24 protein-coding genes and 2 tRNA genes are annotated in these 24,972 nt (G+C 70.7%); 4 read left to right on the top strand and 22 right to left on the bottom strand.

The window, feature by feature from the left end; translation table 11 throughout:
• Positions 1-82: 82 nt before the first annotated feature.
• Both GEV27_RS17195 and GEV27_RS17190 read right to left on the bottom strand, forming a co-directional pair.
• Positions 83-868, bottom strand: a complete 786-nt coding sequence (locus GEV27_RS17195; RefSeq protein ID WP_153935173.1) for a TIM barrel protein — start codon at positions 866-868, stop codon at positions 83-85.
• On the bottom strand, positions 865-1,872 hold the full coding sequence (locus GEV27_RS17190; RefSeq protein WP_153911659.1) for a Gfo/Idh/MocA family oxidoreductase: 1,008 nt from the start codon (positions 1,870-1,872) through the stop codon (positions 865-867). Before GEV27_RS17190 ends, GEV27_RS17195 begins: the two co-directional genes overlap by 4 nt.
• Before the next feature lie 104 nt (positions 1,873-1,976).
• Here GEV27_RS17190 and GEV27_RS17185 point away from each other — a divergent pair, with 104 nt between their 5' ends.
• On the top strand, positions 1,977-3,005 hold the full coding sequence (locus tag GEV27_RS17185) for a LacI family DNA-binding transcriptional regulator (RefSeq protein ID WP_309222344.1): 1,029 nt from the start codon (positions 1,977-1,979) through the stop codon (positions 3,003-3,005).
• Here GEV27_RS17185 and GEV27_RS18295 read toward each other — a convergent pair.
• From GEV27_RS18295 to GEV27_RS17130, 11 genes are all read right to left on the bottom strand, one after another.
• On the bottom strand, positions 2,996-3,985 hold the full coding sequence (locus tag GEV27_RS18295; RefSeq protein ID WP_153935172.1) for a Gfo/Idh/MocA family oxidoreductase: 990 nt from the start codon (positions 3,983-3,985) through the stop codon (positions 2,996-2,998). The two genes, GEV27_RS17185 and GEV27_RS18295, sit on opposite strands and share 10 nt — an antisense overlap.
• Entirely contained in the window at positions 3,982-5,133 is a 1,152-nt protein-coding gene (locus tag GEV27_RS17175) for a Gfo/Idh/MocA family oxidoreductase (protein WP_309222343.1), read from the bottom strand. Before GEV27_RS17175 ends, GEV27_RS18295 begins: the two co-directional genes overlap by 4 nt.
• On the bottom strand, positions 5,130-6,008 hold the full coding sequence (locus GEV27_RS17170) for an ATP-binding cassette domain-containing protein (RefSeq protein WP_153652078.1): 879 nt from the start codon (positions 6,006-6,008) through the stop codon (positions 5,130-5,132). The genes GEV27_RS17175 and GEV27_RS17170 overlap by 4 nt, the downstream gene beginning before the upstream one ends.
• Complete coding sequence (locus GEV27_RS17165; protein ID WP_153652077.1) at positions 6,005-7,051, bottom strand: ABC transporter permease; 1,047 nt, start codon at positions 7,049-7,051, stop codon at positions 6,005-6,007. Before GEV27_RS17165 ends, GEV27_RS17170 begins: the two co-directional genes overlap by 4 nt.
• A gap of 62 nt (positions 7,052-7,113) precedes the next feature.
• Positions 7,114-8,097 (bottom strand): sugar ABC transporter substrate-binding protein, encoded by a 984-nt coding sequence (locus tag GEV27_RS17160; protein WP_153652076.1) that lies wholly within the window; start codon positions 8,095-8,097, stop codon positions 7,114-7,116.
• A gap of 34 nt (positions 8,098-8,131) precedes the next feature.
• Entirely contained in the window at positions 8,132-9,628 is a 1,497-nt protein-coding gene (locus GEV27_RS17155; protein WP_153935171.1) for a CoA-acylating methylmalonate-semialdehyde dehydrogenase, read from the bottom strand.
• Positions 9,625-11,550, bottom strand: coding sequence for a 3D-(3,5/4)-trihydroxycyclohexane-1,2-dione acylhydrolase (decyclizing) (gene iolD, locus GEV27_RS17150; RefSeq protein WP_153652074.1), 1,926 nt, complete (start codon positions 11,548-11,550; stop codon positions 9,625-9,627). Before iolD ends, GEV27_RS17155 begins: the two co-directional genes overlap by 4 nt.
• On the bottom strand, positions 11,547-12,416 hold the full coding sequence (gene iolB, locus GEV27_RS17145; RefSeq protein WP_153935170.1) for a 5-deoxy-glucuronate isomerase: 870 nt from the start codon (positions 12,414-12,416) through the stop codon (positions 11,547-11,549). Before iolB ends, iolD begins: the two co-directional genes overlap by 4 nt.
• Entirely contained in the window at positions 12,413-13,306 is an 894-nt protein-coding gene (locus tag GEV27_RS17140; RefSeq protein ID WP_153935169.1) for an aldolase, read from the bottom strand. Before GEV27_RS17140 ends, iolB begins: the two co-directional genes overlap by 4 nt.
• Complete coding sequence (gene iolC, locus GEV27_RS17135; protein ID WP_153911666.1) at positions 13,303-14,253, bottom strand: 5-dehydro-2-deoxygluconokinase; 951 nt, start codon at positions 14,251-14,253, stop codon at positions 13,303-13,305. The genes GEV27_RS17140 and iolC overlap by 4 nt, the downstream gene beginning before the upstream one ends.
• The gene (locus tag GEV27_RS17130) at positions 14,250-15,149 is read right to left on the bottom strand and encodes a TIM barrel protein (protein ID WP_243838936.1); all 900 of its coding nucleotides are present in this window, start codon (positions 15,147-15,149) and stop codon (positions 14,250-14,252) included. The genes iolC and GEV27_RS17130 overlap by 4 nt, the downstream gene beginning before the upstream one ends.
• 127 nt (positions 15,150-15,276) lie before the next feature.
• Between GEV27_RS17130 and GEV27_RS17125 the strand changes: the two genes are divergently transcribed.
• Positions 15,277-16,014 (top strand): GntR family transcriptional regulator, encoded by a 738-nt coding sequence (locus GEV27_RS17125; protein ID WP_153652071.1) that lies wholly within the window; start codon positions 15,277-15,279, stop codon positions 16,012-16,014.
• A gap of 147 nt (positions 16,015-16,161) precedes the next feature.
• Here GEV27_RS17125 and GEV27_RS17120 read toward each other — a convergent pair whose 3' ends face one another.
• From GEV27_RS17120 to GEV27_RS17100, 5 genes are all read right to left on the bottom strand, one after another.
• Positions 16,162-16,632 carry an SRPBCC family protein gene (locus GEV27_RS17120; RefSeq protein ID WP_153935168.1) on the bottom strand — a complete coding sequence of 157 codons (471 nt, stop codon included), beginning with the start codon at positions 16,630-16,632 and terminating at the stop codon, positions 16,162-16,164.
• The gene (locus tag GEV27_RS17115) at positions 16,632-17,093 is read right to left on the bottom strand and encodes an SRPBCC family protein (RefSeq protein ID WP_153911669.1); all 462 of its coding nucleotides are present in this window, start codon (positions 17,091-17,093) and stop codon (positions 16,632-16,634) included. The genes GEV27_RS17120 and GEV27_RS17115 overlap by 1 nt, the downstream gene beginning before the upstream one ends.
• Positions 17,094-17,147: 54 nt before the next feature.
• Positions 17,148-18,404, bottom strand: coding sequence for a triacylglycerol lipase (locus tag GEV27_RS17110; protein WP_153935167.1), 1,257 nt, complete (start codon positions 18,402-18,404; stop codon positions 17,148-17,150).
• A gap of 57 nt (positions 18,405-18,461) precedes the next feature.
• The gene (tig, locus tag GEV27_RS17105) at positions 18,462-19,844 is read right to left on the bottom strand and encodes a trigger factor (protein ID WP_309222342.1); all 1,383 of its coding nucleotides are present in this window, start codon (positions 19,842-19,844) and stop codon (positions 18,462-18,464) included.
• Positions 19,845-19,999: 155 nt separating this feature from the next.
• Positions 20,000-20,073 (bottom strand) — tRNA-Pro (locus GEV27_RS17100).
• A 31-nt stretch (positions 20,074-20,104) separates the two neighbouring features.
• Here GEV27_RS17100 and GEV27_RS17095 point away from each other — a divergent pair.
• Positions 20,105-20,647: a hypothetical protein gene (locus tag GEV27_RS17095; protein WP_153935166.1), complete on the top strand. Its 543-nt coding sequence runs from the start codon at positions 20,105-20,107 to the stop codon at positions 20,645-20,647.
• A gap of 170 nt (positions 20,648-20,817) precedes the next feature.
• Positions 20,818-20,891 (top strand) — tRNA-Gly (locus GEV27_RS17090).
• 16 nt (positions 20,892-20,907) lie between these two features.
• Here the strand turns inward: GEV27_RS17090 and GEV27_RS18290 are convergent.
• Genes GEV27_RS18290 through GEV27_RS18285 form a run of 4 tightly spaced genes read right to left on the bottom strand, consistent with a single transcriptional unit; the run spans position 20,908 to position 24,968 of the window.
• Complete coding sequence (locus GEV27_RS18290) at positions 20,908-22,125, bottom strand: PP2C family protein-serine/threonine phosphatase (protein ID WP_153935165.1); 1,218 nt, start codon at positions 22,123-22,125, stop codon at positions 20,908-20,910.
• Between the two features lie 10 nt (positions 22,126-22,135).
• Positions 22,136-22,948, bottom strand: a complete 813-nt coding sequence (locus tag GEV27_RS17080) for an Fpg/Nei family DNA glycosylase (protein ID WP_153911672.1) — start codon at positions 22,946-22,948, stop codon at positions 22,136-22,138.
• Positions 22,941-23,399 (bottom strand): ribose-5-phosphate isomerase, encoded by a 459-nt coding sequence (locus GEV27_RS17075; RefSeq protein ID WP_153652063.1) that lies wholly within the window; start codon positions 23,397-23,399, stop codon positions 22,941-22,943. The genes GEV27_RS17080 and GEV27_RS17075 overlap by 8 nt, the downstream gene beginning before the upstream one ends.
• A gap of 33 nt (positions 23,400-23,432) precedes the next feature.
• Positions 23,433-24,968 (bottom strand): CDP-glycerol glycerophosphotransferase family protein, encoded by a 1,536-nt coding sequence (locus GEV27_RS18285; RefSeq protein WP_153935164.1) that lies wholly within the window; start codon positions 24,966-24,968, stop codon positions 23,433-23,435.
• Positions 24,969-24,972: the final 4 nt, after the last annotated feature.

The following is a 24,972-nucleotide window of genomic DNA, read 5'->3' as shown; positions in this document are numbered from 1 at the left end:
GCCGAGGGGAGCCTCTCGTACGCCGACGGGACGTCCCGGAGGCACGCGTCAGCGAACCGGAGGCACGCCTCAGCGTGGGGGGTCAGAGGGTGAAGGCGTCGCGGAAGCGGGTCAGGGCCAGGTCCGAGCCTGCGGTGCCGGGCTGGGAGGCGAAGGCCTCCATCGCGATGACCCCGTCGTAGCCCGCGTCGGCGAGCACCTGCGCGACGTACGACCAGCGGACCTCACCGGTGCCCGGCTCGCAGCGCCCCGGGACGTCGGCGACCTGCACCTCGCCGACGTGCGGGACGGCCCGCCTGATCATCTCCGCGAGGTTCCCCTCGCCGATCTGCGCGTGATACAGGTCCAGGTTCATCTTCAGGTGCGGGCTGTCGACCGCGCTCACCAGTGCGAGCGTGTCGGCCGCCTTCGCGAACGGGACGCCCGGGTGGTCGACCTCGGTGTTGAGGTTCTCCAGCACGAAGGTCACGCCGTGCCTCTCCCCCAGCTCGGCGACACGCGAGAGCGTACGCACGGCGGCGAGCCACATGTCCCCGGTCACGACCTCGACCGGCAGGACGGGGATGCCGCCCTCCCCCAGGCCGGTCCCGTGCAGGTTGAGCGACGGGCATCCGATGGCCTGGGCGAACGGGATCGACTGCTCGGCGGTGCGCAGCAGGTCGTCGGCGCCCGCAGGGGTCACCAGGTCGCCCGTCACGTAGCCGGTCATCGAGGTGAACTCCGCGCCGGTCGCGACCAGCGCGTCGGCGTCCTTCTGCGTCCAGTCCCAGATCTCGACCGCGAAGCCGGCGTCGCGGATGCGCGCGACCCGCTCGAGGTGCGGCAGATCCGTGTAGACCATCTCCGAGCACACCGCGAGACGGCTCATCGGGCCACCTCCGCACGGCCGCCGGAGGTCATGGAGTCGATGCACGCCTGCGCGATCGCGAACGCCGCGAACGCGTCGTCACCGGTCACGGACGGCTGACGCCCCTCCCGGACGGCGTTCGCGAGCTCGGCGAGCTCGCCGGTGTACGCGTCGATCAGCAGGTCGGTGTCGCTGTGCGCAGTCGTGGCCAGCCGGCCGGTCGCGTCGTGCAGACGCAGGGACGACTGCGCGCCCTCGCCCATCGTGACCATGCCCTCCGAGCCGAGCACCTCGCCTCGCACGTCATAGCCGTACGTCGCGGCGAAGCTGGCCTCGGCGGTCGCGATCGCGCCGTTGTCGTAGCGGATGACCACGGTCGCGTGGTCGAGCAGCGTCGGGTGGCCGGGGGCGGTCAGCGAGCCGGCCGTCGCGACGACGTCCACGGCGCGGGCCCCGGGGTTGAGCCAGTTGAGGGTGTCGAAGTCGTGGATCAGCGTCTGGGTGAAGATCGTCCACTCCGGGACCGCGTCGGGATCGGCCGGCCCGCGGCCGGGGTCGCGGGTCAGCGAACGCAGCTGCCGCACGGTCCCGAGCCGTCCCGACGCGATCGCGTCGTGGGCGGCGACGAACTCCCGGGCGAAGCGTCGGTTGAAGCCGACCTGGAACGCGACCCCGGCGCGGGCCGTGGCCGTACGGGCGGCGTCGATCTCGTCCAGGCTCATGCCCGCAGGCTTCTCGCTGAAGACGTGCTTGCCCGCCTCGGCCGCGGCCACGATGAGCCCCGCATGCGCGACCGACGAGGCCGCGATGACGACCGCGTCGACGTCGTCCGCCGTCAGGACGTCCTCGACAGACGTCTCCCCGCGGGCACCGAGCGGCTCGGCGACCGCGGCGGCGGCGCCGGGACGGGGGTCGGCCACGGCGACGAGAGTCGCCTCAGGGACTCGGCGGGCGATGACCGACGCGTGCGAGGCGCCGATGCGGCCGGCCCCGATCAGGCCGATGCGGACAGGGGGAACGAGCATGAGGATTCCTTCGAAACTAGAACGTTCTAGATGACGAACGATAGACTGCCCCCACCACCGGGTCAACTGCCCCCGGGCAGTCGCACCAGCGGAGAGGACGAGGCGTGCCGGACCAGCCACCCCCGCGTCCCACGGGCTCGCGGCCGACCCTCGCCCACGTGGCCCGCGAGGCCGGCGTCTCGACCGCCCTCGTCTCGATCGTGATGCGCGGAGCGCCCGGCGCGAGTGACGCGACCCGCGAGCGCGTCCGCCGGATCGCCGACAGCATGGGCTACGTCCGCGACGAGCGCGCCCGCAAGCTCCGCCAGTCCAGCTCACGCCTGATCGGCGTCACGTTTGACCTGCAGCAGCCCTTCCACGGCGACCTCGTGGAGCACTTGTACGCGGCCGCCGCCGCCCGTGGCTACGATCTCGCGATCAGCGCGGTCGCCCCGACCCGCGACGAGGACGTCGCGATCCAGGCGCTGCTGCGCGAGCGGTGCGAGGTCGCGGTGCTGCTCGGGTCGATGCTCGACGACGAGAGCATCCGGCAGGTCTCCGCGACGGTCCCGGTGCTGCTCGTCGTCCGCGACGGCGCGGCGGCGGGCGTGTCGTCGGTGCGCAGCGACGACGTGACCGGGGTCGGCCTCGCGGTGGACCACCTGATCGGCCTCGGGCACCGGAGGATCGCGCACGTCGACGGCGGCACGGCTCCGGGCGCCGCGGAGCGCCGGGCGGGCTTCCTCGCTGCCGTACGACGCCACGGTGCGCAGGACTCGTCCCGCGTGGTGACCGGAGGTCTCACCGAGCAGGACGGCAGCCGTGGGATGCGCGAGCTGCTGGAGTCCGCCGACCCGCCCACTGCGGTCGTCGCGTTCAACGACCGTTGCGCGGCAGGCGTGCTCGACCACCTCGTGCGCTCGCGCGTGGACGTGCCCGGCGACGTCTCCGTGACGGGCTACGACGACTCGCGCCTGGCCATCTCACCGCACGCCCAGATGACGACGGTCTCGCAGAACCCCGAGGAGATGGCCGAGAGCGCCGTCGCCGGTGCCCTCGACCTGGCGCAGGGCGGTCAGCCGCGCCAGGTCGTCCTGACCCCGCACCTCATCGCCCGCGAGACCACGGCCGCCGCCCGCGAGACTCAGGCGTAGAGCGTCGGCCGGTCCTTCAGGATCACCGGCTCCCGCGCACCGGACGCGAGCGAGGCGACGCCCGCCTCCGCGACGGCGTTGGCGACGTAGCCGTCCCATGCGCTCGGGCCCGACGTCGTGCCCGTCAGCGCCTCCGCGGCCCAGGTCGACAGCTCGATCCGGTAGGCGTCCGCGAAGTGCGCGACGAAGTCGTCCCGCACCGGCACGCCGTCGACACCGGCGACGCGCGTGCTGACCGGCGACGAGGGCGCCAACGACGCGGTGCCCTGGGAGCCGACGACCTCGCACCGCACGTCGTACCCGTAGCCCGCGTTGACGAAAACCTCGGCGGTGACCATCGCCCCGCCGCGCATCCAGATCGTGGCGAGCTGCGGATCGCGGAAGCCCTCGACGATCGGCGACTCCACCCGGATCGAGGCGATCTCGTCGTCGAGCAGCCACGCGACCGTGTCGAGCTCGTGGATCATCGAGCCCGTGATGAGACCCGCGTCGTCGGTGCTGGTGCTGCTCGAGGCGTTGCGGTGGATCGCGTGCACGAGCCGTACGTCGCCCACGATCCCGTCCGTGACCGTGCGCCGGAGCGCGACGAACCCGGGATCGTAGCGACGCATGAAGCCCACCTGCAGCAGCCGGCGACCACCCGCCGCCTCGGCCTCCACCACGCCGTACGCCTCGTCGGCCGTGACGGCCAGCGGCTTCTCGCACAGCACCTGCTTGCCGGCCGCCAGGCAGTAGCGGACCAGGTCGGCGTGCGTTCGGTCCGGCGACGCGATGATGACCGCGTCCACGCTGGAGGAGTCGACCAGCTCCTCGGCCGAGCCCACCACATCGGCTCCGACCGGCGAGGCCGCGGCGTAGGCGGTGTCTCGGTTGAAGTCGTAGACCGCCGAGACGCGCGCTGCCGGCACGCTCGAGGAGATGGTCCTGATGTGGTCGGCACCCATCGCACCCGCACCGATGACACCCACACGAAGGCTCACAGGGTGACCCACTTTCGTTCGTCTGCGGAAAGGATCATCGCATCGACGACCCGGGCGGCGGCCAGCGCGTCGTGGATCGTGGCGCCGACGGGCTTGCCCGTCGCGATCGACTCGACGAGGCGGCGCGCCTCGACGACCTTGAGGTCGTCGAACCCGATCGGGTTGTTGGTGCCGGGCTGGAACGCGCTGAGCTCCCCGTCGCCGGGACCCGCGTACTGCGTGGCGTAGAACGCGTTGAGGTAGTCCTGCCCCTCGCACACCCGCAGCTCGTTCATCCGCCGGAAGTCCCACGCGACCGCGCCCCGGGTGCCGTGCACCTCGAAGCCGTACGTGTTCTGCTCCCCCACCGCGGTGCGGCTGGACTCCAGGATCCCCCGCGAGCCGTCGGCGAGGCGCAGCAGCGCGCTGACGTAGTCCTCGTTCTCCACGTCCCCGAGCTCGCCGGCGCCCCTCTCGTAGTGCATGGCTCCCGGCAGCGCCGCCCGCCGCTGCGGGATGAACGTCGCCCGGTCCACCACGAGCTCCTCGATCGGCGCGACGACGTGCTGCACCAGGTCGGCGGCGTGGCTGACCAGGTCGCCCAGCACCCCGCTGCCGGAGAACTCGTTCTGGAACCGCCACGACAGCGCCGCGTCCGGATCGGCCGAGTAGTCGGCGAGGAATCGCACCGTGGTGTGCTCGACCGTGCCGATGCGACCCGACGCGACGATCGAGCGGGCCCGCTCGACGGCCGGGACGTTGCGGTAGTTGAAGCCGGTCGCAGCCTGTACGCCCGCGGCCTCGACGGCTGCCGCGATCTCCGCGGTCTCGGCCGAGTCGCGACCTGCGGGCTTCTCGACCCACAGGTGCTTGCCCGCCTGCGCCGCGGCGACCGCGACGTCACGGTGGATGAAGTTGGGCCCGGTCACGCAGACCAGGTCCACCTCCTCGTGCGCGACCAGCTCACGCCAGTCGCTCAGCAGGTGCTCGAAGCCGTACGCCGCGGCGGCCCGCTGGGTGCGGTCGTCCGGCGCGTTGTCCGCGACCGCCACGAGGCGGGGGCGCAGCGGTGCGTCGGGATAGTGCTGGAGCAGACGGGACAGGGCACGTGCGTGCACCTGGCCCATCCACCCGAATCCGACGATGCCGACGCGAAGGTCGTTCGTCACGTGGCCTCGGCCTTCAGCTCCTGTGCCAGCGAGGACTCGGGGCCCATGGTCTTCTCCAGCTCGTGGGCGAGCGACTCCAGCTCCGCGCCGCCGGCCATGGCCGACGTCAGCTCGTCGAGCGTCATCTCGCTCTTGGGGAAGTCGCCCATGCTCTTGCCGCGACGCAGCAGCATGAAGCGGTCGCCCACCGGGTATGCGTGGTGCGGGTTGTGGGTGATGAACACGACGCCGAGGCCACGATCGCGCGCCTTGGCGATGTAGCGCAGCACGACGCCGGACTGCTTCACGCCGAGAGCGGCGGTGGGCTCGTCCAGGATGAGCACCCGCGCGCCGAAGTAGACGGCGCGGGCGATCGCCACGCACTGCCGCTCGCCGCCGGACAGCGTCCCGATGGGCTGCTCGACGTCGCGCAGGTCGATGCCCATCGCGGCCAGCTCGACCTTGGTGATGCGCTTCATCTCGTCGATGTCGAGCTTGCGGAACGGGCCCACGCCCTTCGAGAGCTCGCTGCCGAGGAAGAAGTTGCGCCACACCGGCATGAGCGGGACGACCGCGAGGTCCTGGTAGACCGTCGCGATGCCGAGCTCGAGCGCCGCGCGGGGGCTGGACAGCGTCGTCGGCTCGCCGTCGATCAACAGCTCCCCGTCGGTGTGCTCGTGCGCACCGGCCAGGATCTTGATGAACGTCGACTTGCCGGCGCCGTTGTCACCCAGGACGCAGGTGACCTCGCCTGCGCGGACCGACGTCGAGACGTCGCTCAGCGCGATGATGTTGCCGTAGCGCTTGCCGATGCTCCGGACCTCGATGATCGGGGTGCCGGGCGCCGGAGGCACGGCCGCCGTGGTGACGGGTGAGGATGCTGTCTTCTTGCTCATCGTGCCAACTCCGCTCGTTTGCGAACCCATTCGTTGAGGAGCACGGCCACCAGCAGCATCACGCCGAGGAAGGCGAACAGCCAGTCGTTCTCCCAGCCGCTGTAGACGATGCCCGCGTTGACCATGCTGTAGATCAGCGCACCGAATGCGGCGCCGATCGCCGATCCGTAGCCGCCGGTCATCAGGCAGCCACCGACCACGGCGCAGATGATGTAGATGAACTCCTGGCCGACGCCCGTGCCGGCCTGCACCGTGGAGGTGCGGAACACGAGCAGCATGCCGACCAGCCAGCCTGCACCGGCGGTGGTCATGAACAGGCCGACCTTGGTCTTGAAGACCGGGACACCGACCTGGCGGGCGGACGTCTGGGCTCCGCCCACGGCGAAGATCCAGTTGCCCACGCGCGTACGCAGCAGGACCCACGTGGCCAGGGCCGTGACGCCGAGCCACCAGAAGACCGAGATGCGCAGCTGGCCGCCGGCGGCCGAGCCGTTGATGTCGATCGAGCCGCCGAAGACCGCCTGCGCCTGGTCGTAGAAGGGCACGTTGCTGAGGCCCTGGATCGCGACCTGGCCGATGAGCGCCTTCGTGCCGGCGAGGTTGACGCCCTGGAGCACGAAGAACGTCCCCAGGGTGACGATGAAGCTCGGCAGCCCCGTGCGCATCACGAGGATGCCGTTGACCAGTCCGATGAACAGCGCGATCGCGAGGGAGACGAAGATCGCGGCCCAGACGTTGAGCCCGTACTCGGTCGTCAGGATGCCCACGACGAGGCCGGTCGTGCCGGTGATGGCACCCGCGGAGAGGTCGAACTCACCGCCGATCATCAGGAGCGCGACGGCGACCGCCATGATGCCGATCGTCGATGCCCCGGACAGCCACGTCGCCACTCCCTGGGACCTGGCGAACGTGTCGGTGCTGACCGCGAAGAACACGAAGATGACGACGGCCGCGGCCAACGCGCCGATCTCCGGACGTTTCATGAGTTTGGTGAGGGTGGACGTCCGCGCGATGCGCTCGTCTCCCACGGTGGCTGTCGCCATGTTCTGCTCCAATGTCGGGCTGGTGGACCCGGGGCCCGGACGGGCCGGGCCCCGGGGTCAGGTCAGCGGGTTCCGTTTGCGGCGAACTTCAGGACCTCGTCGGCGTTGTCCTTGGTGATGAAGGCCGGGCCGGAGTTGACCGGCTGGCCGCCGCCGACATCATTGCCGTTGACGTCCTTGAGGTACAGCGTCGTGACGCCCAGGAAGCCCTGGACGTACGGCTGCTGGTCCACGGCGAACGTGATCTTGCCGTCCTGGATGTTCTTGATGACGTCCTCGGAGAGATCGAAGGTCGCGACCTTCGCCGAGCTGCCGGACTCCTCGACCGAGCCGACCGCGTCGATCGCGTACTGACCGCCGAGGGTCAGGACGGTGTCGATGCTCTTGTCGGTCTGCAGCTTGGAGGTGATCGTGGCCTGGACCGCGCTGTCGTCGGTGCCGTCGACCTGCAGGTTGGAGATCTTGCCGCCGAAGGTCTCGGCGACCGCCTTGCAGCGCTCCTCCAGACCGACGTTGCCGGCCTCCTGGATGACGCAGATGGCGTTCTTGGCGCCGTCCGCCTTCAGACGCTCGCCCACGGCCTCGCCGGCGATGGTCTCGGTCTGACCGATGTGCGTGATCGCGCCGAACTCCTTGAAGCGGTCCACGCCGGAGTTGATCGTCACGACGGGGATGCCCGCGGCGACGGCCTTCTTGATCGCGTCCTCGAGCCCGTCGGGGTTGGCCATCGACACCACGATGCCGTTGTACTTGTCGGCCACCGCGCTGTCGATGAGCTGGGACTGCTGAGCCGGATCGGGATCTGCGCTGTACTTGATCTCGACGCCGTAGTCCTCGCCGGCCTTCTCGGCGCCGGACTTGACCCGGTCCCAGAACGCGTCGCCCGGGCCGCTGTGGGTGATCACGGCGTACTTGAGGTCCTTGGCGTTGTCCTTGGTCGCGTCGTCATCCTTGCCGGTGCCGCTGCACGCCGCGAGCAGCGAGCCGACCACCACGGCGACGCCGGCGAGCCTCAGCGCCTTCTTCTTCGATGTGACTGTCTTCATCAGTGCGTTCCTTGTCTTCACGTGAGACCCGACGTCATTGAGCCGTCGGGAAGTTGAGCTGGGCGAGTGATTCCTCACTGACGTGCGGCCACCGCGTGGTGACCACCTTTGCCTGTGTATAGAACCGCACTCCTTCGGGACCGTGGATGTGGTGGTCCCCAAAGAGCGAGTCCTTCCAGCCTCCGAAGGAGTGGAAGGCCATCGGGACGGGGACCGGCACGTTGATGCCGATCATGCCCACCTGGACCTTCCGCTGGAAGGTTCGTGCCACCTCACCCGAGGAAGTGAACACTGCTGTGCCGTTGCCGTACGGATTCGAGTTGATGAGCTCGAGGGCGGCTTCCAGCGTCGGAACCCGCAGCACGGTGAGCACGGGTCCGAAGATCTCGTCGGTGTAGACCGACATGTCGGTGGTGACGCCGTCGAGCAGCGAGGGGCCCACGAAGAAGCCTTCCTCGAACTCCTCGACGACCAGGTCGCGGCCGTCCACGACGACCGTGGCTCCGTCCGCCTCGCCCTGACCGATGTAGTCCACGACCCGGTCGCGCGACGCGGCCGTGACGACCGGTCCCATCTCGGCGTCCGGGTCGGTGCCGACCGACACCTTCAGGTCGACGCTGCGCTCGCGGATCTTCTCGACCAGCGCATCCGCGACCGGGCCGACCGCGACGACGGCCGAGATCGCCATGCAGCGCTGGCCCGCCGAGCCGTAGCCGGCCGCGACGATGTGGTCGGCGGCGAAGTCCAGGTCCGCATCGGGCATCACGACGGCGTGGTTCTTCGCACCGCCGAGGGCCTGCACCCGCTTGCCGGTGCGCGAGGCGTTCTCGTGGACGTACCGTGCGATCGGCGTGGAGCCGACGAACGAGACGCCCGCGATGTCGGGGTGCTCCAGGATCGCGTCGACCGCGACCTTGTCGCCGTGGACGACGTTGAACACCCCGTCGGGCAGCCCGGCCTCGGTGTAGAGGCGAGCCACCAGGTCGGACGCGCCGGGCACCCGCTCGGACGGCTTGAGGATGAACGTGTTGCCGGTCGCGATCGCGACCGGGTGCATCCACAACGGGACCATGATCGGGAAGTTGAACGGCGTGATGCCGGCGACGACGCCGATCGGCTGGCGGAACGTGTGGGAGTCGACACCGCCCGAGACGCTGTCGCTGTACTCGCCCTTGAGCAGCTGCGGGATGCCGCAGGCGAACTCGACGACCTCGCGACCGCGGACGACCTCGCCGCGCGCGTCGTCGAGCGTCTTGCCGTGCTCAGAGGAGATGAGGGCTGCGAGCTCGTCCTCGTGCTCGACCAGCAGCTGGCGGAAGGCGAACATGACCCGCGAGCGTGCGGTCACCGACGTCTCGCCCCACGTCTCGAACGCGGTCCGCGCGGCCTGCACCGCCGCGTCGACGTCACCTGCGGTCGCCAAGCGCACCTGCGACTTCGCGATGCCGCGCGCGGGGTCGTACACGTCGCCGAAGCGGTCGCTCTCGCCCTCGAAGCTTCGTCCACCGATGTAGTGGTTGTACTGCGTCATGATCGATCCTTCGTCTCGGAGGCCGGCGTCAGGAAGGGACGCTGGCGGGTCTTGTGCTCGTCGTACGTCCGACGGGCCTCGCGGGTCGAGTCGAGCGCCGACACCTCGGCGACCGGGACGTCCCACCACGCGGGGCTGTCGGGGGCGGGGACCAGCGGGTCGGTCTCGACGTGGATGACCGTCGTGCGAGTCGACTCCTTGGCCTTCAGCACCGCGGCGCGGAAGTCCTCGATGCCGGAGGCCGACAGCACGTCGGCGCCGAGGCTCGCGGCGTTCGCCGCGAGGTCGACCGGCAGCTTGTCGCCGTCGAGGCCGGTGTCGGTGCGGTAGCGGTACGCGGTGCCGAAGCGCTGCGAGCCGAGCGACTGCGACAGCGCCCCGATCGAGGCGTAGCCGTGGTTCTGCACCAGCACCACGATCACCTTGACTCCCTCGGCCACGGCCGTGACCAGCTCGGTGTTCATCATGAGGTACGAACCGTCTCCGACCATGACGAACACGTCGCGCGCGTCGTCCGTGTCGAGCGCGGCCATCTTGACGCCGAGGCCGCCGGCGATCTCATATCCCATGCAGGAGAAGCCGTACTCGACGTGATAGCCCTTGCGGTCGCGTGTGCGCCACAGCTTGTGCAGGTCGCCGGGCATCGAGCCGGCCGCGCACACCACCACGTCGCGCGGATCGGACAGCTCGTTGACCGCGCCGATGACCTGCGACTGGATCGCGAGACCGTCGGCGACCTGGGGTGCGCCCTCGCCGTCGTACGCGCGCTGGACGATCGCGTCCCACTCCCGGGCCAGCTCGGTGGCGCGGGCGGTGTGCGCGGGATCGGCGGTCCAGCCCTCGAGGGCCGCGGTCAGCGCCGTGAGCCCCTCTCGCGCGTCGGCGACGAGGCTGACCGCGGAGTGCTTGTGCGTGTCGAACGCCGACACGTTGAGGTTGACGAACGTGACGCCGTCGCCCTGGAAGACCGTGCGGGAGGCCGTCGTGAAGTCGCTGAACCGGGTGCCGACGCCGATCACGACGTCCGCGTCCTCCGCCAGCGCATTGGCCGCGGTCGTGCCGGTCGAGCCGATCGCGCCCACCGACTGCGGGTGGTCGTACGGCAGCGCGCCCTTGCCGGCCTGCGACTCCCCGACCGGGATTCCGGTCGCCTCGACGAATGTGCGCAGCGCGTCGTTGGCCTGCGAGTACGTGACGCCGCCGCCTGCGACGACCAGCGGCCTGCGGGCCGACCGGATCGCGGCGACGGCGCGGGCGAGCGCGGAGGGCTCCGGCACGGGGCGGGCGACGTGCCAGACCCGCTTGGCGAACAGCTCGTCCGGGAAGTCGTACGCCTCGGCCTGCACGTCCTGCGGCAGTGCGAGCGTCACGGCGCCGGTCTCGGCCGGGTCGGTGAGGATGCGGGTCGCGTGCAGCAGGGCCGACGCCAGCTGCTCGGGACGGTCGACCCGGTCGAAGTGCACCGACACGGGGCGGAACACGTCGTTGACCGACAGATCGCCCTGCTGGGTGTTCTCCAGCTCCTGCAGGACGGGACTCGCGACGCGCGTCGCGAACGTGTCGCCGGGCAGCAGCAGCACCGGGAGCCGGTTGATCGTGGCCAGGGCCGCGCCGGTGACCATGTTGGTCGCGCCGGGACCGACCGACGCCGTGACCGCCATGGCCGCGAGCCGGTCGCGCTGGCGGGCGTACGCCACCGCGGCGTGCACCATGGCCTGCTCGTTGCGGCCGTGGAAGAAGCGCAGGTGCGAGGGGTCGCCGGACTGCTCGCGCTCGAGCAGCGCCTGGCCCACGCCTGCGACGTTGCCGTGGCCGAAGATGCCCCAGCACCCCGCGAAGAACGGCTGCTCGACTCCGTCGCGCGAGGTGTACTGGGCCTCGAGGAAGCGGACGGTCGCCTGTGCGACGGTCAAGGTGGTCATGAGTGCTCTTCCTTCCCGAACGGGAGGCGGGGGTCGACGGCCTGGTCGGCCCAGGTGTCACGGACCCATGCGTGTGCCGGATCGTCACAGATCAGCCAGGCCCGTTCCTCGCCGGGACCGGCCATGACGTTGAGGTAGTACAGGTCGTAGCCGGGGGCGGCCATCGACGGGCCGTGCCAGCCGTGCGGGATGAGGACGGCGTCACCGCTGCGCACCTCCGCGGAGATGTCGATGTCGGCGTCGGCGTGGCCGTAGACCCGCTGGAAGCCGATGCCCGGACCGGCCGGGCCGTCCGCGACCTCGAAGTAGTAGATCTCCTCGAGCCGGGTCTCGCCGTCACGCTCCTGGTCGTGCTTGTGCGGCGGGTAGGACGACCAGTTGCCGCCGGGGGTCAGCACCTCGCACGCGATGAGGCGGTCCGCCTCGAGCACGCCCGGGACGCCGAAGTTGTTGACCTGGCGGCTCGCCTGGCCCGCGCCGCGCATCTCGACCGGCACGTCGCCCGCTGGGAGGTACGCCGGGGCGAGGCGGTTGCGGCAGCGGGCCGAGGCCAGCGCGAAGCGTCCACCGGCGGCGGACGAGATGCTCACGTGGGCGTCCCGCGGGGCGTAGACGACGTCGCTCGGGCCGTCGAACACGCCGGTGCGCCCGAGCAGCGTGAACGACTCGCCGTCGACCGTCAGCTCGGCCGCGCCGCCGAGCGACAGCACCATGTGCTCGGAGTCGCCGGTCTCGATCTGCTCCGACTGGCCGGGGGCCAGCACCAGGATCCTCAGGCCGCTGTGCTCCCAGCCCGCGGACTCGGGCGTGACCTCGAGGGCGTACGGCCCGGTGGCCGCCTCGCCCGCTCGCAGCACCAGGCTCATGCCGTCATCATCTCCACGGTGGCGTCCACGGCGTCCTCGACGTTGCCGCCGGGCGGGAAGAGCAGGGACCGGCCCACGACCATGCCGCGGACGGCCGGGCTCGCGAGCGCCTTGGACCAGGTCGCGAACTGGGCGTCCTGGTCGCTGGAGACCTCGCCGCCCAGCAGCACCACCGGGAGGGTGGACGCGGCGAGGACCGCCTCCATGTCCTCGACGACCGGGAGCTTCAGCCAGGTGTACGCCGAGGTGGGCGCGAGACCTGCCGCGACGGTCGCCGAGCGGATGACCGACTCGGTGGACAGGTCGTTGCGCATGCGGCCGGACTCGTCGCGCCCGGAGATGAACGGCTCGACCATCGCCATCATGCGGTGCTCGGCGAGCTCGGCGACGGCCTGCGCGCAGGCCTGCATGGTCGCGGGGGTCGCGGGATCGTCCGGGTCGATGCGGAACAGCATCTTGCCGCCCTGGTAGCCCGCCGACGCGATCGACCGGGCGTCGTACCCCGTGAAGCGGTCGTCGATCTCGAAGGTCGTCCCGGCGAGGCCCCCGCGGTTCATCGAGCCGATCACGACCTTGCCGTCGAGCGCGCCGAGCAGGAGCAGGTCCTCCACGACGTCCGCCGTGCCGAGGACCCCGTCGACGCCGGGCCGGTCGAGGGCGCGGACCATGCGGCTCAGCAGCTCGGCCCGATCACCCATCGCGAGCGGGTCGTCGCCGGCGCGCAGTGCGCCGCGAGCAGGGTGGTCGGCCGCGACGAGCAGCAGCCGTCCGGTGCTGCCGACGAGTCCGGCCGGCTGGGTGCGCGCGGCGGCCATCTCGGCGACACGCTCGGGGTGCTCGGCACGGATCGTGACGAGCCCCGCGATGTCCTGGGCGGTGACGGCGGTCATCGGACCCTTCCTTGGGCGAGAACGGCGTCGACCTGGTCGACGGTGGGCATCGCGTCGGCGCACGACAGCTGGCCGGCGACATACGCCCCGGCCGCGTTGGAGAACGAGAGCATGCGGTCCAGGTCCCATCCGTTGAGCAGGCCGTGGACCAGCGAGCCGCCGAATGCGTCGCCCGCGCCGAGGCCGTTGACGACGTCGACAGCGACGGGCGGGACCACGACGGACTCCTCGCCGCGGACGCCGAGCACACCGGCCGGGCCCTGCTTGACGATCGCGAGCTCGATGCCGAGGCCACGCAGCGCCTTGGCGGCGGCCTGCGGATCGGTCTCCCCCACCGCGACCTCGCACTCCTCACGGTTGCCGACGGCCACCGTGACGTGCGGAAGTGCCGCCTGCACCTGGGCGGTGGCCGAGGCGGCGGAGTCCCAGAACATGGGGCGGTAGTCGAGGTCGAGCACGGTGATCCCATTCTTGCCGCGAGCCTCGAGCGCTGCGAGGGTGGCCTCCCGGCTGGGCTCCTGCGACAGGCCGGTGACCGTCGCCCAGAAGACGTCCGCGGCGCGGATCGCGTCGAAGTCCAGCTCGTCCACCGAGATCTCCAGGTCGGGCGCCTTCGGCTCACGGTAGAAGTAGAGCGGGAAGTCGTCCGGCGGGAAGATCTCGCAGAACACGACCGGGGTCGGCAGCCCTTCGACCGGCGTGACGTACTGGTCGTCGACGCCGAACTTGACCAGCTCGGCGTGGATGAAGCGGCCGAACGGGTCGTCGCCCGTGCGGGTCACGATCGCGGAGCGGTGGCCGAGGCGTGCCGCGGCGACCGCCACGTTGGTCGCGCTGCCGCCGAGGAACTTGCCGAAGGACGTGACGTCCTCGAGGCCGACACCGATCTGCTCGGGATAGATGTCGACGCCGACGCGTCCCATCGCGATGAGCTCGTGGGCACTCATGCGAGAGCCGCCCTCACGAAGTCCAGGCACGAGCGGACGTCCGCGACGGGGCCCTCACCCTCGGGGGCACCGTTCTTGAACATCACGTCCTGCTCCAGCACGTACCAGCCGTCGTAGCCGTGCGTGCGCAGGGCGGCGATCATCGCGCTGATGTCGACGTCGCCCTGGCCGAGGACCCGCCACATGCCGGCGGCGACGGCGTCCGCGAACGCGACCTCGCCCGACACGACCCGCGCGGCGGCTGCGGCGTCGACGTCCTTGAGGTGCACGTGCTTGACGCGGGAGAGATTGGCCAGCGTGATCGCGACGGGGTCGGCGCCGGCCGCGGCCAGGTGGCCGGTGTCGATGCACAGGCCGATGCGCGAGCCGTCCAGGACGCGCTGGACCTCGCCGGCGTCCTCGACGACCGTGCCGATGTGGGGGTGGATCGCCGCGACGACGCCGCGCTCGAGCGCGTGGGCGGCGATGCGGTCGAGGTTGGTCAGCAGCGTCTTCCACTGCAGCTCGTCGAGGACCGGCCGGGCGTCGTAGCCCTCGACTCCTGTCGACGCGGCGAGCACGACCACGCCGGCGCGGGCGGCCAGGCAGGCGTCGATGTACGCGTCGACCTCGGGCATGGGGTCGTGCGCGGGATCGTGCAGGAGGATCGGCAGGAAGCCGCCGACCGCGTGCATCCCGTAGCTGGCCAGGAACTCCGCCTTCTCCTGCGGGTCCTCGGGCAGGAAGCCGTCCGGACCGAACTCGGTCGCGCTCAGCCCGAGGGACTGCATCTCGGTCAGGACCCGCTCGGCGGGCATCTGGTAGCCCCAGTCGGGCACTTCGCACACGCCCCACGAGATCGGCGCACCGGCGATGCGTACGGGGGTCAGGCCCTGGGGGTCAAGGGTCGTCGACACAGGTTCCTCGGATTTCTATTTGTCGTGACAAAGTCGATACGAAGGAGTGTGTCCCACGGCACACGGGGCTGTCAAGCATATGTCATGACATATGGACATGGCCTCGGTTGGCGATACATTTGCGTGCATGGCCGGCCCTCGCTTCACCCTCGATCGTTCCAGCCCCGTCCCGCTGTACTTCCAGGTGGCCGAGCAGTTCGAGAAGGCGATACTCGACGGCACCATCGCGCCGGGCGAGCGCATCGACAACGAGATCTCGCTCGCGGCCGACCTGGGCCTGTCCCGACCCACGATGCGGCAGGCGATCCAGGTCCTCGTCGACAAGGGCATGCTCGTGCGCAAGCGCGGTGTCGGCACCCAGGTCGTCCACGGCAAGATCCGCCGCTCGGTCGAGCTGACCAGCCTGCACGACGACCTCAGCGCGGCGGGCCAGAAGCCGCGCACCGAGGTCATCGCGATCGGCAGGGTCCCCGCCGACGAGGACGTCGCGCGCGAGCTGCAGCTCAGCAAGGGCGCCGACGTGTGGTCGCTGGAGCGGCTGCGGTTCGTCGACAAGGAGCCGCTGGCCCTCATGCACAACTTCATCCCCATCGATGTCGTCGACCTCGAGCAGGTCGACCTGGCCGAGACCGGGCTGTACGCGTACCTGCGCGACTCCGGCATCGTGATGCGGGTGGCCCGCCAGCGGATCGGCGCGCGCGGTGCGACGGTTGACGAGGGACGCCTGCTGCGCGAGCGCAAGGGGGCGCCCCTGCTCACGATGCAGCGCACCGCGTACGACAACGCCGGGCGCGCGGTCGAGTACGGCCGGCACGCGTACCGCCCCGACCTCTACGCCTTCGAGCTCACCCTCGTCGACCGCTGACGCGCGCCTCCCGTCCGCCGACGCGCGCCTCCCGTCCGCCGACGCAAGCCTTACGTCCGCCGACGCGCGGGTTGGAGTCTCCCCTCAGCGAACCGCGGCCTCCCCTCAGCGAACCGGAGGCTCTCCTCAGCGGACGGGGGGCTCCCCTCAGCGTTCGAGGTCTGACTTGAGGGCCTCGAGGGTGCGGTGCATGCCGGCGAGGAGCTCGGTGTCGTGGTGATCGGCCCCGCCCAGCAGGAACCGCGCCATCGCGCTCACGACCGGGCCGGCCGCGGGCATGGCCGAGCGCCGCTCGGTCACCAGCGTCCCGCCGTCCGTGGGCTGCAGCTCGTACGACCACTCGACGTCGGTGGGCATGACGTGGAACGCCAGCGCCCCGCGGCCGGAGTCCCGTGCCGGGTCCTTCCACCGGGTGATGCGGCTGAACGTGGGCCACACGACGACCTTGCGCCGGTTGAGGTGGACGCCCCGGCAGCCCAGCCCGGGCCGGCCCAGCAACCAGGTCCTGACGAGCTCGGGACTGCGGTCCTTCATGGCCCTGAGATCGGACACAGCGGTCCACACGGCCGCGGGCGGGGCCGCGATCTCGATGGACGCCTCGAGGGGCGGTTGACCCATCAGGCGGCCTCCGCCGCGGCCTTGACCTGCTCCAATGTGTGCCGGATGCCGTCCTTCAGATCAGCCTCGAACCGGTCCGTCCCGCCCAGGATCTTGTCAGTCGCGAAGTTCGACACCGCAGCCACGCCACGGGGCGTCGTGCGCGACTCCGTCAGGCGCGTGCCCGTCGCGGTGGGCTCCAGCTCGTACGTCCAGATCGTGCGGTTCTCCAGGATCTGGAACGCGATCTTGCGCTCGGGCTCGAACGCGACCACCTTGGCGTTCGTGGGCCAGCGCTTCCAGCCCTGTCGGTTGATGTTGAAGGTCCGGGTGCCGAGACCGATCTCCTTGCCGAGGACGAACATGCGGCGGCACTGCGGGCTGCGCTCCCCCATGCGACGCAGGTCGGACACCACGGCCCAGACCGTGGCGGGGCTGGCGTCGATGTCGATCGTGCCGTCGATCAGCTGCTGATTGGGCATGGGGCTCCTCGGGAGTGTGGGGTCGCCCGAGCCTATCCAGATGACCAGGTCGTGTCAGGCCTGACGCGGCGCGGGCAGCGCGCGAGGGCTGCGGGTGCGCGCGTTGAGCCACTCGACGAGCCAGTCGCCGACCTGCGGATGGTTGAGCAGTGCGAAGTGGTGCGCGCTCGGGAGGTACTCGAACCGGGCGCCCTCGACGATCGGCCCGGTACGCCCCACGCCCGTCGCGGACGAGAAGTGCACCAGCAGGTCGCCCAGCACCGAGCTGAGCGGATGCCCCTGCGACGCGCCCAGCGTCGCCGCGACGAAGTGGTACTCCGCGTGCGGCAGGGGCGCCGCAGCGATGCGGTCGAGGCCCCACTGCCCCGTGAGGTCCTGACCCTCCCACTCGTCACGGGTGATGTAGCCGTGGCGCAGGTCGACGATCCCTGCCGAGCGGTGCTCGAGCAGCGTGCTGAACGGCGTCGACTCGGGCCAGAACGTCAGCAGCCGAGACCCCAGGTGCGCCACCTTCTCCAGGTTGGCGCCCGCGTGCGGCGTGCCGAGGCACACCACGTCGCGCACCAGGTGCTGCCAGGTCTGGCCGGACGCCGTCGCGTGGTTGGTCGCGGCACGGGCCACCAGGCCTCCCATCGAGTGACCGACGAGGGTGATGCGCGTGACCGGCACGGGCCAGTGGGCGACGATCTGCTGGACGAGGGCGTCCAGGTGCTGACCGTTCTCGGAGATGTGCAGACCCGTGTTGTAGCGGATCAGCACGGGGGTGCCGTCGGTCTCGGCCGCGATCCGGTCCGGGTACGTCGTGCCGTGCGCGGCGGCGCCGTTGGACCACGACTCGTCGTTCTCGCACAGGCCGTGGACGAAGATCACGGGGTGACTCGTGGCGTCCCGGAACGCCTCGCCGAGCTGCCAGGAGGCGGCGGGGACGTCGTCGCCCTCGAGGCGTACGGCCATCGTGATCGCCTGCGGATCGCCGAGCGCGCGCAGCTCGTCGCCGATCAGGCCGTTGACCGCGGCAACGACCAGTCGGCCGCGGCGGCTCGTCTCGATCGGACGACCCACGCCGCGCGCGGCCAGCGCGCGCACGGACCCGCTCGAGACCCGCAGGGCCCCCGAGATGGCGCCGTAGACGGACGTCACCACGGCGTCGTGCAACGACTCCGGCACGCGTCCCCCGACCACACGAGTGGCCTTGAAGACGCGTGCCGAGGCGGCACGATGCATCTCGCGCGCGGTCCCGACGATCAGGCGATCGCCGTAGTCCAGCGCCAGCGCGGCGACGTCCGTCGTCCGTACGGGCTCAGCAGGCATGTGCCCATCCTGCCGTCACGGGGCAGGAATGAGAAACGGTGCGAGCCGAGGACCTGCTCACGCCTCGGTGGGCGTCTCCTCGGTGCTCTCGTCGTCGCCCTCGTTGTCGTCCGCGAACGTGCCATCGGCGCGCAGCTTGGACAGCTCGATGACGTTGCCCGACTTGTCGGTGACCTTCGCGGACTCCACGAGGGACGCCAGCGCCTTGCCGCGCAGCACCTCGCTGACCATCTCGGGCACGTGGTTGTGCTCCATGATGTGCTGGATGTACGAGTTGGGGTCCTCGCCCGACTGCTGCGCGCGGCGCATGATGTGCTGCGACAGCTCGCTGTCGTCGATGCCGAACTCCTCGTTCGCGACGACCTGGTCGAGCACGAACTGCGCCACGAGCGAGTCGCGGACCCGCTTCTCGAGCTCGGCCTCGAACTCGTCGACGGTCTGCTTCTCGTCGTCGAGGTACTGCTCGAACGGGACGCCGGCCATCGCGAGCTGCTGCTCGATCTGCTGACGGCGGCTGGCGATCTCCTCGGTGACGAGGCTCTCGGGCAGCGGGGCGTCGGTCTGGCTGACGATCTCGTCCAGGACGAGGTCGCGCGCCTCGTTGGCCTGCTCCATGCGCTTGCCGCGGGTCACGCGGTCGGTGACGTCGGCGCGGAGCTCCTCGATCGTGTCGAACTCCGACGCGGTCTGGGCGAACTCCTCATCGAGCTCGGGGAGCTGCTGCTCCTTGACGTCCTTGACCGTGACGGTGACGTCGACGTCCTGACCGGCGAGCTCGCCGCCGACCAGCTGGGTCGTGAACGTCTTGGACTCGCCGGCCGACAGGCCGATCAGCGCCTCGTCGAGGCCCTCGAGCATCGTGGCCTTGCCGACCGAGTAGGGCATGCCCGCGGCCTGGGCCTCGGGGATCTCCTCGCCGTTCTGCGCGGCGGACAGGTCGATCGTCAGGAAGTCGCCCTCGGCGACGGGACGGTCGACCTCGGCGAACGTCGCGAAGCGCTCACGCAGGGCGGAGAGCTGCTGGTCGACGTCCTCGTCGGTGACGGTGGCGTCCTCGACGGTGACCTCGATCGAGGAGACGTCGGGGATCGTCAGCTCGGGGCGGACGTCGAGCTCGGCGGTGATCTCGATGGTCTCACCGTCCTCGAACTTCGACAGGTCGATCTCGGGCTGGCTCAGCGGCTGCAGGTTGGTGTCCTGGAGCGCCTGGCTGTACCAGCCGGGCAGTGCCGAGTTGAGCGCCTCGTCGAGGACCGCGCCGCGTCCGATGCGCTGGTCGACGATCGCCGCGGGGACCTTGCCCTTGCGGAAGCCGGGGATCGTGATCTGCGAGCCGATGGTCTTGTAGGCGGCGTCAAGACTGGGCTTGAGCTCCTCGAACGGCACCTCGATGGTGAGCTTGACCCGTGTCGGGCTCAGTGTCTCGGTGGTGCTTTTCACGTGTTTGACTCCTGCATGATCTCGAATGGGGGGTCGTGCGACCCGCTGCGGCCGTGGACGGCCGTCAAAGCGTCCGTCCAGTCTCTCATGTCTGCGGAATCCACGATAATGCGCCACCGTCCTGCGGGCGTGCCCGGACGGATCGACGTGATGTGTCGGGATGACAGGATTCGAACCTGCGACCTCACCGCCCCAAACGGCGCGCGCTACCAAGCTGCGCTACATCCCGTAGCCGCGTCAGTCTAGTGGACACTGGGGCCGTGGCCCTGCATCGGTACGACGCGCTCGTCGAGCTGATCGCGGACCGTGCGCCCGCGTGCGGCTCGACCACGGTCGTCGCGGTCGACGGACGCAGCGGGGCGGGCAAGACCGAGTTCACGGCTGGTCTCGTCGAGGCGACCGGCGCGGCCGTGCTGCACCTCGACGACGTCTATCCAGGCTGGCACGGGCTGGCGGCCACGCCGCCCCTGGTCGCCGGCGTCCTGGAAGCGATCGCGGCGGGCGGCACCGGGGTCGCGCCACGCTGGTCGTGGGTGCGCGACGAGCCCGCTCCCCCGCTGCGGGTGCCTCCTGCGCCGTTGCTCGTGCTCGACGGGGTGGGCAGCGGGGCGGCCGTGATCCGGCCCTACCTGAGCCTGCTGATCTGGCTCGACGCGCCGACGGACGTACGCCGTGCGCGTGCGCTCGGTCGGGACGGCGAGACGTACGCGCCGTTCTGGGACGTGTGGGCCGAGCAGGAGGAGGCCTACCTCGCACGTGACCGTCCCCGCCACCACGCCGACCTCGTCATCCCCGTTCGCTGACGAGTCACGCACGGACGCTGAGGAGTCACCTGCGGTGTCCGTACGTGACTCCTCGCCGTCCGTACGTGACTCCTCGGCGTCCGTGCGTGACTCGTCGGCGGATGGGGGCGGGCGATTCACGGCCGGTGGGAGGGCTGTGGCATCATGGTTGCGCTGCTTCGGCAGCACCTGCGGACGTAACTCAATTGGCTAGAGTCTCTGCCTTCCAAGCAGAATGTTGCGAGTTCGAGTCTCGTCGTCCGCTCAGCTGAAGGGGCCCCTCATCGAGGGGCCCTTTCTTCGTTCACCGCCGCGTCGTTCGCGGGCAGGCGCTCAAGCTCAGGGGCCTCGAGCACCAGCGGGACTGCGACACCGGGACGGCTGAGGATCAGCACCGCGCGGTCGTCGTCGCCCGACGACACGAGCTTGATGATGCGGCGGGCGGCCTGGTCGAAGCCAGAGGCCACGACCGTGCGCGCTGCGTCCCGCAGCCACTCGATCCCGGTCGTGAAGTCCTGGGTGCGGGTCTCGACGACCCCGTCGGTGTAGAACATCAACGCATCGCCGGTCTCGAGCCGGCCCACGGTCTGGTGCAGGTCGGGACGCTGCGTGATGCCGAGCGCCGTGCCGCGCGCGCCGTCGATCTCCCAGTCCCCCGACGCGGCATTCCAGCGCAGCGCGGGAGGGTGGCCGGCGTTGGTGATCGAGTAGTCCCCCGTGGCGAGGTCGACCGAGACGTGCACCGCGGTCGCGAATCCCTCGTCCCAGTGCTGGCGCAGCAAGAAGTCGTTGCCGGCCGCGAACAGGCCCAGAGGTGGCAGCGCGCCGATCAGGCCCCCGAGGGCGCCGGCGAACTGCAGGGACTGGGTGCCCGCTCCGACGCCCTTGCCGCACACGTCGACCAGGACCATCTCGAGCCGGGTCTCGTCCTCGGTGAGGTTGGCGACCAGGAAGTCACCGGCGAACTTGGCCCCGCCAGCGGAGAGCATCGCGGACTGCGAGTCCCACCCCTCGGGCAGCTGGGGCACGAGACCCTGCGCCTGCAGCTTGTCGCGCAGGTCGATGAGCATGGCCTCGCCCAGCGGACCGGGGAGGCCGCTGCGGCGCCGGCTGGACTCGTACAGCACGATCGCGGCCGCCAGCGCGAGGACGACCAGCGTGCTGACGCGGCTCGCGGTGAGGCCCTGGTCGCCGTCGGCTACCGCCACGACGTACTGGCGCGTCACCGCGACCGCGACGCACACGACGATCACCAGCACCAACGTCAGCAGCGTCCGGTAGCGCAGCGCCATCGCGCCGAGCAGCAGCGGGATCACGAACACCGGGGCGGGGAACGTGTCATAGCTGGCCAGCGAGCCGACCAGCAGCGCAGCGCACATCGCGATGAGCACCGACAGCACCGCGACCTGCCCCTCGGCCGTACCGGTGCGCCATCGCACGATGCGGTCGTCGAGGTAGCCGGCAACCCCGGGCAGGGCCCGCCGGAATCTGCTGGTCACACCCAAAAGACTAACGACGTTGCTGGCAGGAGGGACACCAAAACAGGTTTCTGCCCGCCACGTCCCGCCGGCGCACCGGCGTCCCGCACACGAGGCAGGGCTGACCGTCACGGCGGTACACGTAGACCTCGCCGCCGTGGTCGTCCGCGCGGGGATCGCGGCCCATCGCCTGCGGTTCGTGCTCGGGCCGGACGGTGTCGATCCGGCCGCGCTCGACGCCGACCTGCATGAGGGCCACGAGATCAGCCCACATCGCGTCCCATCGCACCCGCGGGATCCGCCGGCCCGCGGTCATCGGGGCGACGCGCTGGCGGAACAGCACCTCGGCGCGATACACGTTGCCGACGCCCGCGAGGACCTTCTGGTCCATCAGGAGCGCCGCTATCGGCGTGTCGGAGCGGTGGATGCGGTGCCACGCGAGATCGGGGTCGGCGTCCGCCCGCAGCGGATCGGGCCCGAGACGCCCCAGGATCTGCTCGACCGCGGGCGGCGTCAGCAGCTCGCACGCATTGGGCCCGCGCAGGTCCGCGGTGTCCTGCGCCTCCAGGCGCCACCGCACCTGGCCCACCACGGGACGTCCGACGCCCGGTGAGATCAGGAACGTGCCGTAGAGGCCGAGATGCACGTGGACCTGCTCCTCGGTGCCCTCGAACGACACGAACAGGTGCTTGCCGTACGCCTCGGCGCCCTCGAGCACGCGCCGGTCCAGGCGCGCGGCCGCCGCCTCGAACCGCCCCTGCGGGCTGCTCGAGCGGACCTGCCGTCCGACGTACGTCCCGGCGAGGTCCGCGGCCAGCCGGTGAAGGGTGTGCCCCTCAGGCAAGCTCGCCGGTCTCCTCGTAGGACAGGAGCATGTCGATGCGGCGCTGGTGCCGGGCGGCCTCGCTCCACTGCGTGGTCAAGAACGCCTCGACGATCGCGGTCGCCTCCTCCTCGGAGTGCATGCGGGCGCCGACGGCCACGACCTGGGCATTGTTGTGCTGGCGCGCGAGCGATGCGGTCTCGGTGCTCCAGGCCAGTGCCGCGCGGGCGCCCTTGACCTTGTTGGCCGCGATCTGCTCACCGTTGCCGGAGCCGCCGATGACGATCGCGAGGGAGCCCGGCTCCGCGACGGCCGCCTCCGACGCCGCGATGCAGAACGGCGGGTAGTCGTCCTCCGCGTCGTACGTGTGCGCTCCGTGGTCGACCGGCTCGTAGCCGTTGGCGGTCAGCCAGGAGATGAGGTGGGACTTGAGCTCGTAGCCGGCGTGGTCGGCGGCGATGTGGACGCGCATGGCAGAAGTCTCCCAGCCCGCTCAACCGGTGCGTCAAGCGCCTCGGACGAGCTCTCGCACGAACTGGGCGAAGGCGTCCTCGGACTCGCGGCCCACGAAGTCGCCCAGCACGTAGCGCTTGCGCTCGCGACGCTCCTCGGCCAGCGGGTCGCGCACGAGCAGATCGTCCAGCACCTCGTCGAGGTTGGACAGGTCGCCGAGCAGCACGTACGCGGTCTCGGCCACCGAGAACTCCGCCCGGAAGTCCTCGACGGACGCCCGCATGCTCGTCATCGCGTAGGGCTTCTCGGACTGCAGGTAGTCCGACACGACGCTGGACACGTCGGAGATGAGCGCGTGCGAGCGGTTGGCGCAGCCCGCGACCGTCCACTTCTTGTCGACCGTGCGTCCCCACAGGTGCTTGCGGTCCGACGTCGACTTGTCGGCCTTGAGGATCTCGCGGATCTCCTGGACGACGGCGCGCCGGATGCGCCAGCGATAGCTCAGCGGATGGGGCCGGAAGATGACCGTGACGCCGCGCTCGATCAGCGCCCGCACGATCTCGGGTCCGCGCTCGAGGGAGGAGAAGTTGACCGCGTCGTCGAGCCCGTGCCAGGTCGGCGCGTAGAGCACGACCTTGGGATCGCGATCCGCGATCGGCCCGTACGCCTGCTTGACCCGTGAGGCCTGCGGCCGGCCCAGGATCACGAACTTCTCCGGATCGACGTGGATGCCGTGGTTCGCGTAGCGGTCGATGCCGGCCTGGCCGCACACGACCAGCTTGTCGTAGAGGGCGTGGCGCGGGTTGAAGTTGGCCGGCTTGTCGGAGTCGCCGTGGTTGAGCCACACGTGGGTGAGCCGCTTGTGCGCCATGAAGCCCGCGTTCGCCCGCGCGTTCTGCACGTAGAACACGGCCTTGAGCGAGGGCACCAGCACGCCGTCGAGGTCGTCGAAGCCGCGCGATCCGAGCTGGACGAACGGCGACGACAGGCCCGCGTCCTTGAGGATCATCCGGGCGTACTTCTCGTGCAGGTTGACCACGATGTTCGGCTCGCCCGAGCGCAGGATGTAGGGCTCCCACATCCGCAGCTGCCACGGCGCACCCGACCGGCCCGCGTAGCCCATCGCCGTCGTCGGGGCGTACGCCCGGAGGCCGCGGCGCACCCGCCACGAGTGCAGGGCGTAGCGCCACGCGCTCTCCGCGGAGACGAACCAGGCCACCGCCGCAAGCACGGCCAGGACGACGAAGGCCCACGTCGGGGGGCCGAGCGCGACGAGCACCGCGGTCGCGACGAGCGTGACGACGCTCGACACGAGGTAGACCACCGGAGGGATCCGGCTCTGCTTCGGCGGACCGTCGGGGACGCCCGGGAGACCATGGGTCCACGGCGGACGCTCGCCGAGCCGCGGGTCGATGAGGGCGGCGAGGGTCAGCGCTGCCACGACGAGGATCGGCACCAGCCCACGCTCGAGCAGGATGGCCGCGACGAGCAGCACACCGAACGCCGCGACGAACATGAGCCGGTGACGACGCCGCAGGTCGATCGGGGTCTCCGCGACGGCCTGATCGGTCGGCACGTCCGGGGTCACCCGG

It is taken from the genome of Aeromicrobium sp. S22 (assembly GCF_009661045.1).
In the GTDB taxonomy this organism is placed as follows: Bacteria; Actinomycetota; Actinomycetes; order Propionibacteriales; family Nocardioidaceae; genus Aeromicrobium; species Aeromicrobium yanjiei.
This window is presented reverse-complemented; position numbering and strand designations above follow the sequence as displayed.

Bases quoted from the DNA above. Each gene is read 5' to 3' on its own strand.
- GEV27_RS17110 (WP_153935167.1), bottom strand. From the start codon at position 18,404: ATGCCTGCTGAGCCCGTACGGACGACGGACGTCGCCGCGCTGGCGCTG.
- iolC (WP_153911666.1), bottom strand. From the start codon at position 14,253: ATGAGTGCCCACGAGCTCATCGCGATGGGACGCGTCGGCGTCGACATC.
- GEV27_RS17160 (WP_153652076.1), bottom strand. From the start codon at position 8,097: ATGAAGACAGTCACATCGAAGAAGAAGGCGCTGAGGCTCGCCGGCGTC.
- iolB (WP_153935170.1), bottom strand. From the start codon at position 12,416: ATGAGCCTGGTGCTGCGAGCGGGCGAGGCGGCCACCGGGCCGTACGCC.
- GEV27_RS17155 (WP_153935171.1), bottom strand. From the start codon at position 9,628: ATGACGCAGTACAACCACTACATCGGTGGACGAAGCTTCGAGGGCGAG.
- GEV27_RS17170 (WP_153652078.1), bottom strand. From the start codon at position 6,008: ATGAGCAAGAAGACAGCATCCTCACCCGTCACCACGGCGGCCGTGCCT.
- GEV27_RS17190 (WP_153911659.1), bottom strand. From the start codon at position 1,872: ATGCTCGTTCCCCCTGTCCGCATCGGCCTGATCGGGGCCGGCCGCATC.
- GEV27_RS17165 (WP_153652077.1), bottom strand. From the start codon at position 7,051: ATGGCGACAGCCACCGTGGGAGACGAGCGCATCGCGCGGACGTCCACC.
- GEV27_RS17115 (WP_153911669.1), bottom strand. From the start codon at position 17,093: ATGCCCAATCAGCAGCTGATCGACGGCACGATCGACATCGACGCCAGC.
- GEV27_RS17125 (WP_153652071.1), top strand. From the start codon at position 15,277: ATGGCCGGCCCTCGCTTCACCCTCGATCGTTCCAGCCCCGTCCCGCTG.
- iolD (WP_153652074.1), bottom strand. From the start codon at position 11,550: ATGACCACCTTGACCGTCGCACAGGCGACCGTCCGCTTCCTCGAGGCC.
- GEV27_RS17195 (WP_153935173.1), bottom strand. From the start codon at position 868: ATGAGCCGTCTCGCGGTGTGCTCGGAGATGGTCTACACGGATCTGCCG.
- GEV27_RS17120 (WP_153935168.1), bottom strand. From the start codon at position 16,632: ATGGGTCAACCGCCCCTCGAGGCGTCCATCGAGATCGCGGCCCCGCCC.
- GEV27_RS17140 (WP_153935169.1), bottom strand. From the start codon at position 13,306: ATGACCGCCGTCACCGCCCAGGACATCGCGGGGCTCGTCACGATCCGT.
- GEV27_RS17075 (WP_153652063.1), bottom strand. From the start codon at position 23,399: ATGCGCGTCCACATCGCCGCCGACCACGCCGGCTACGAGCTCAAGTCC.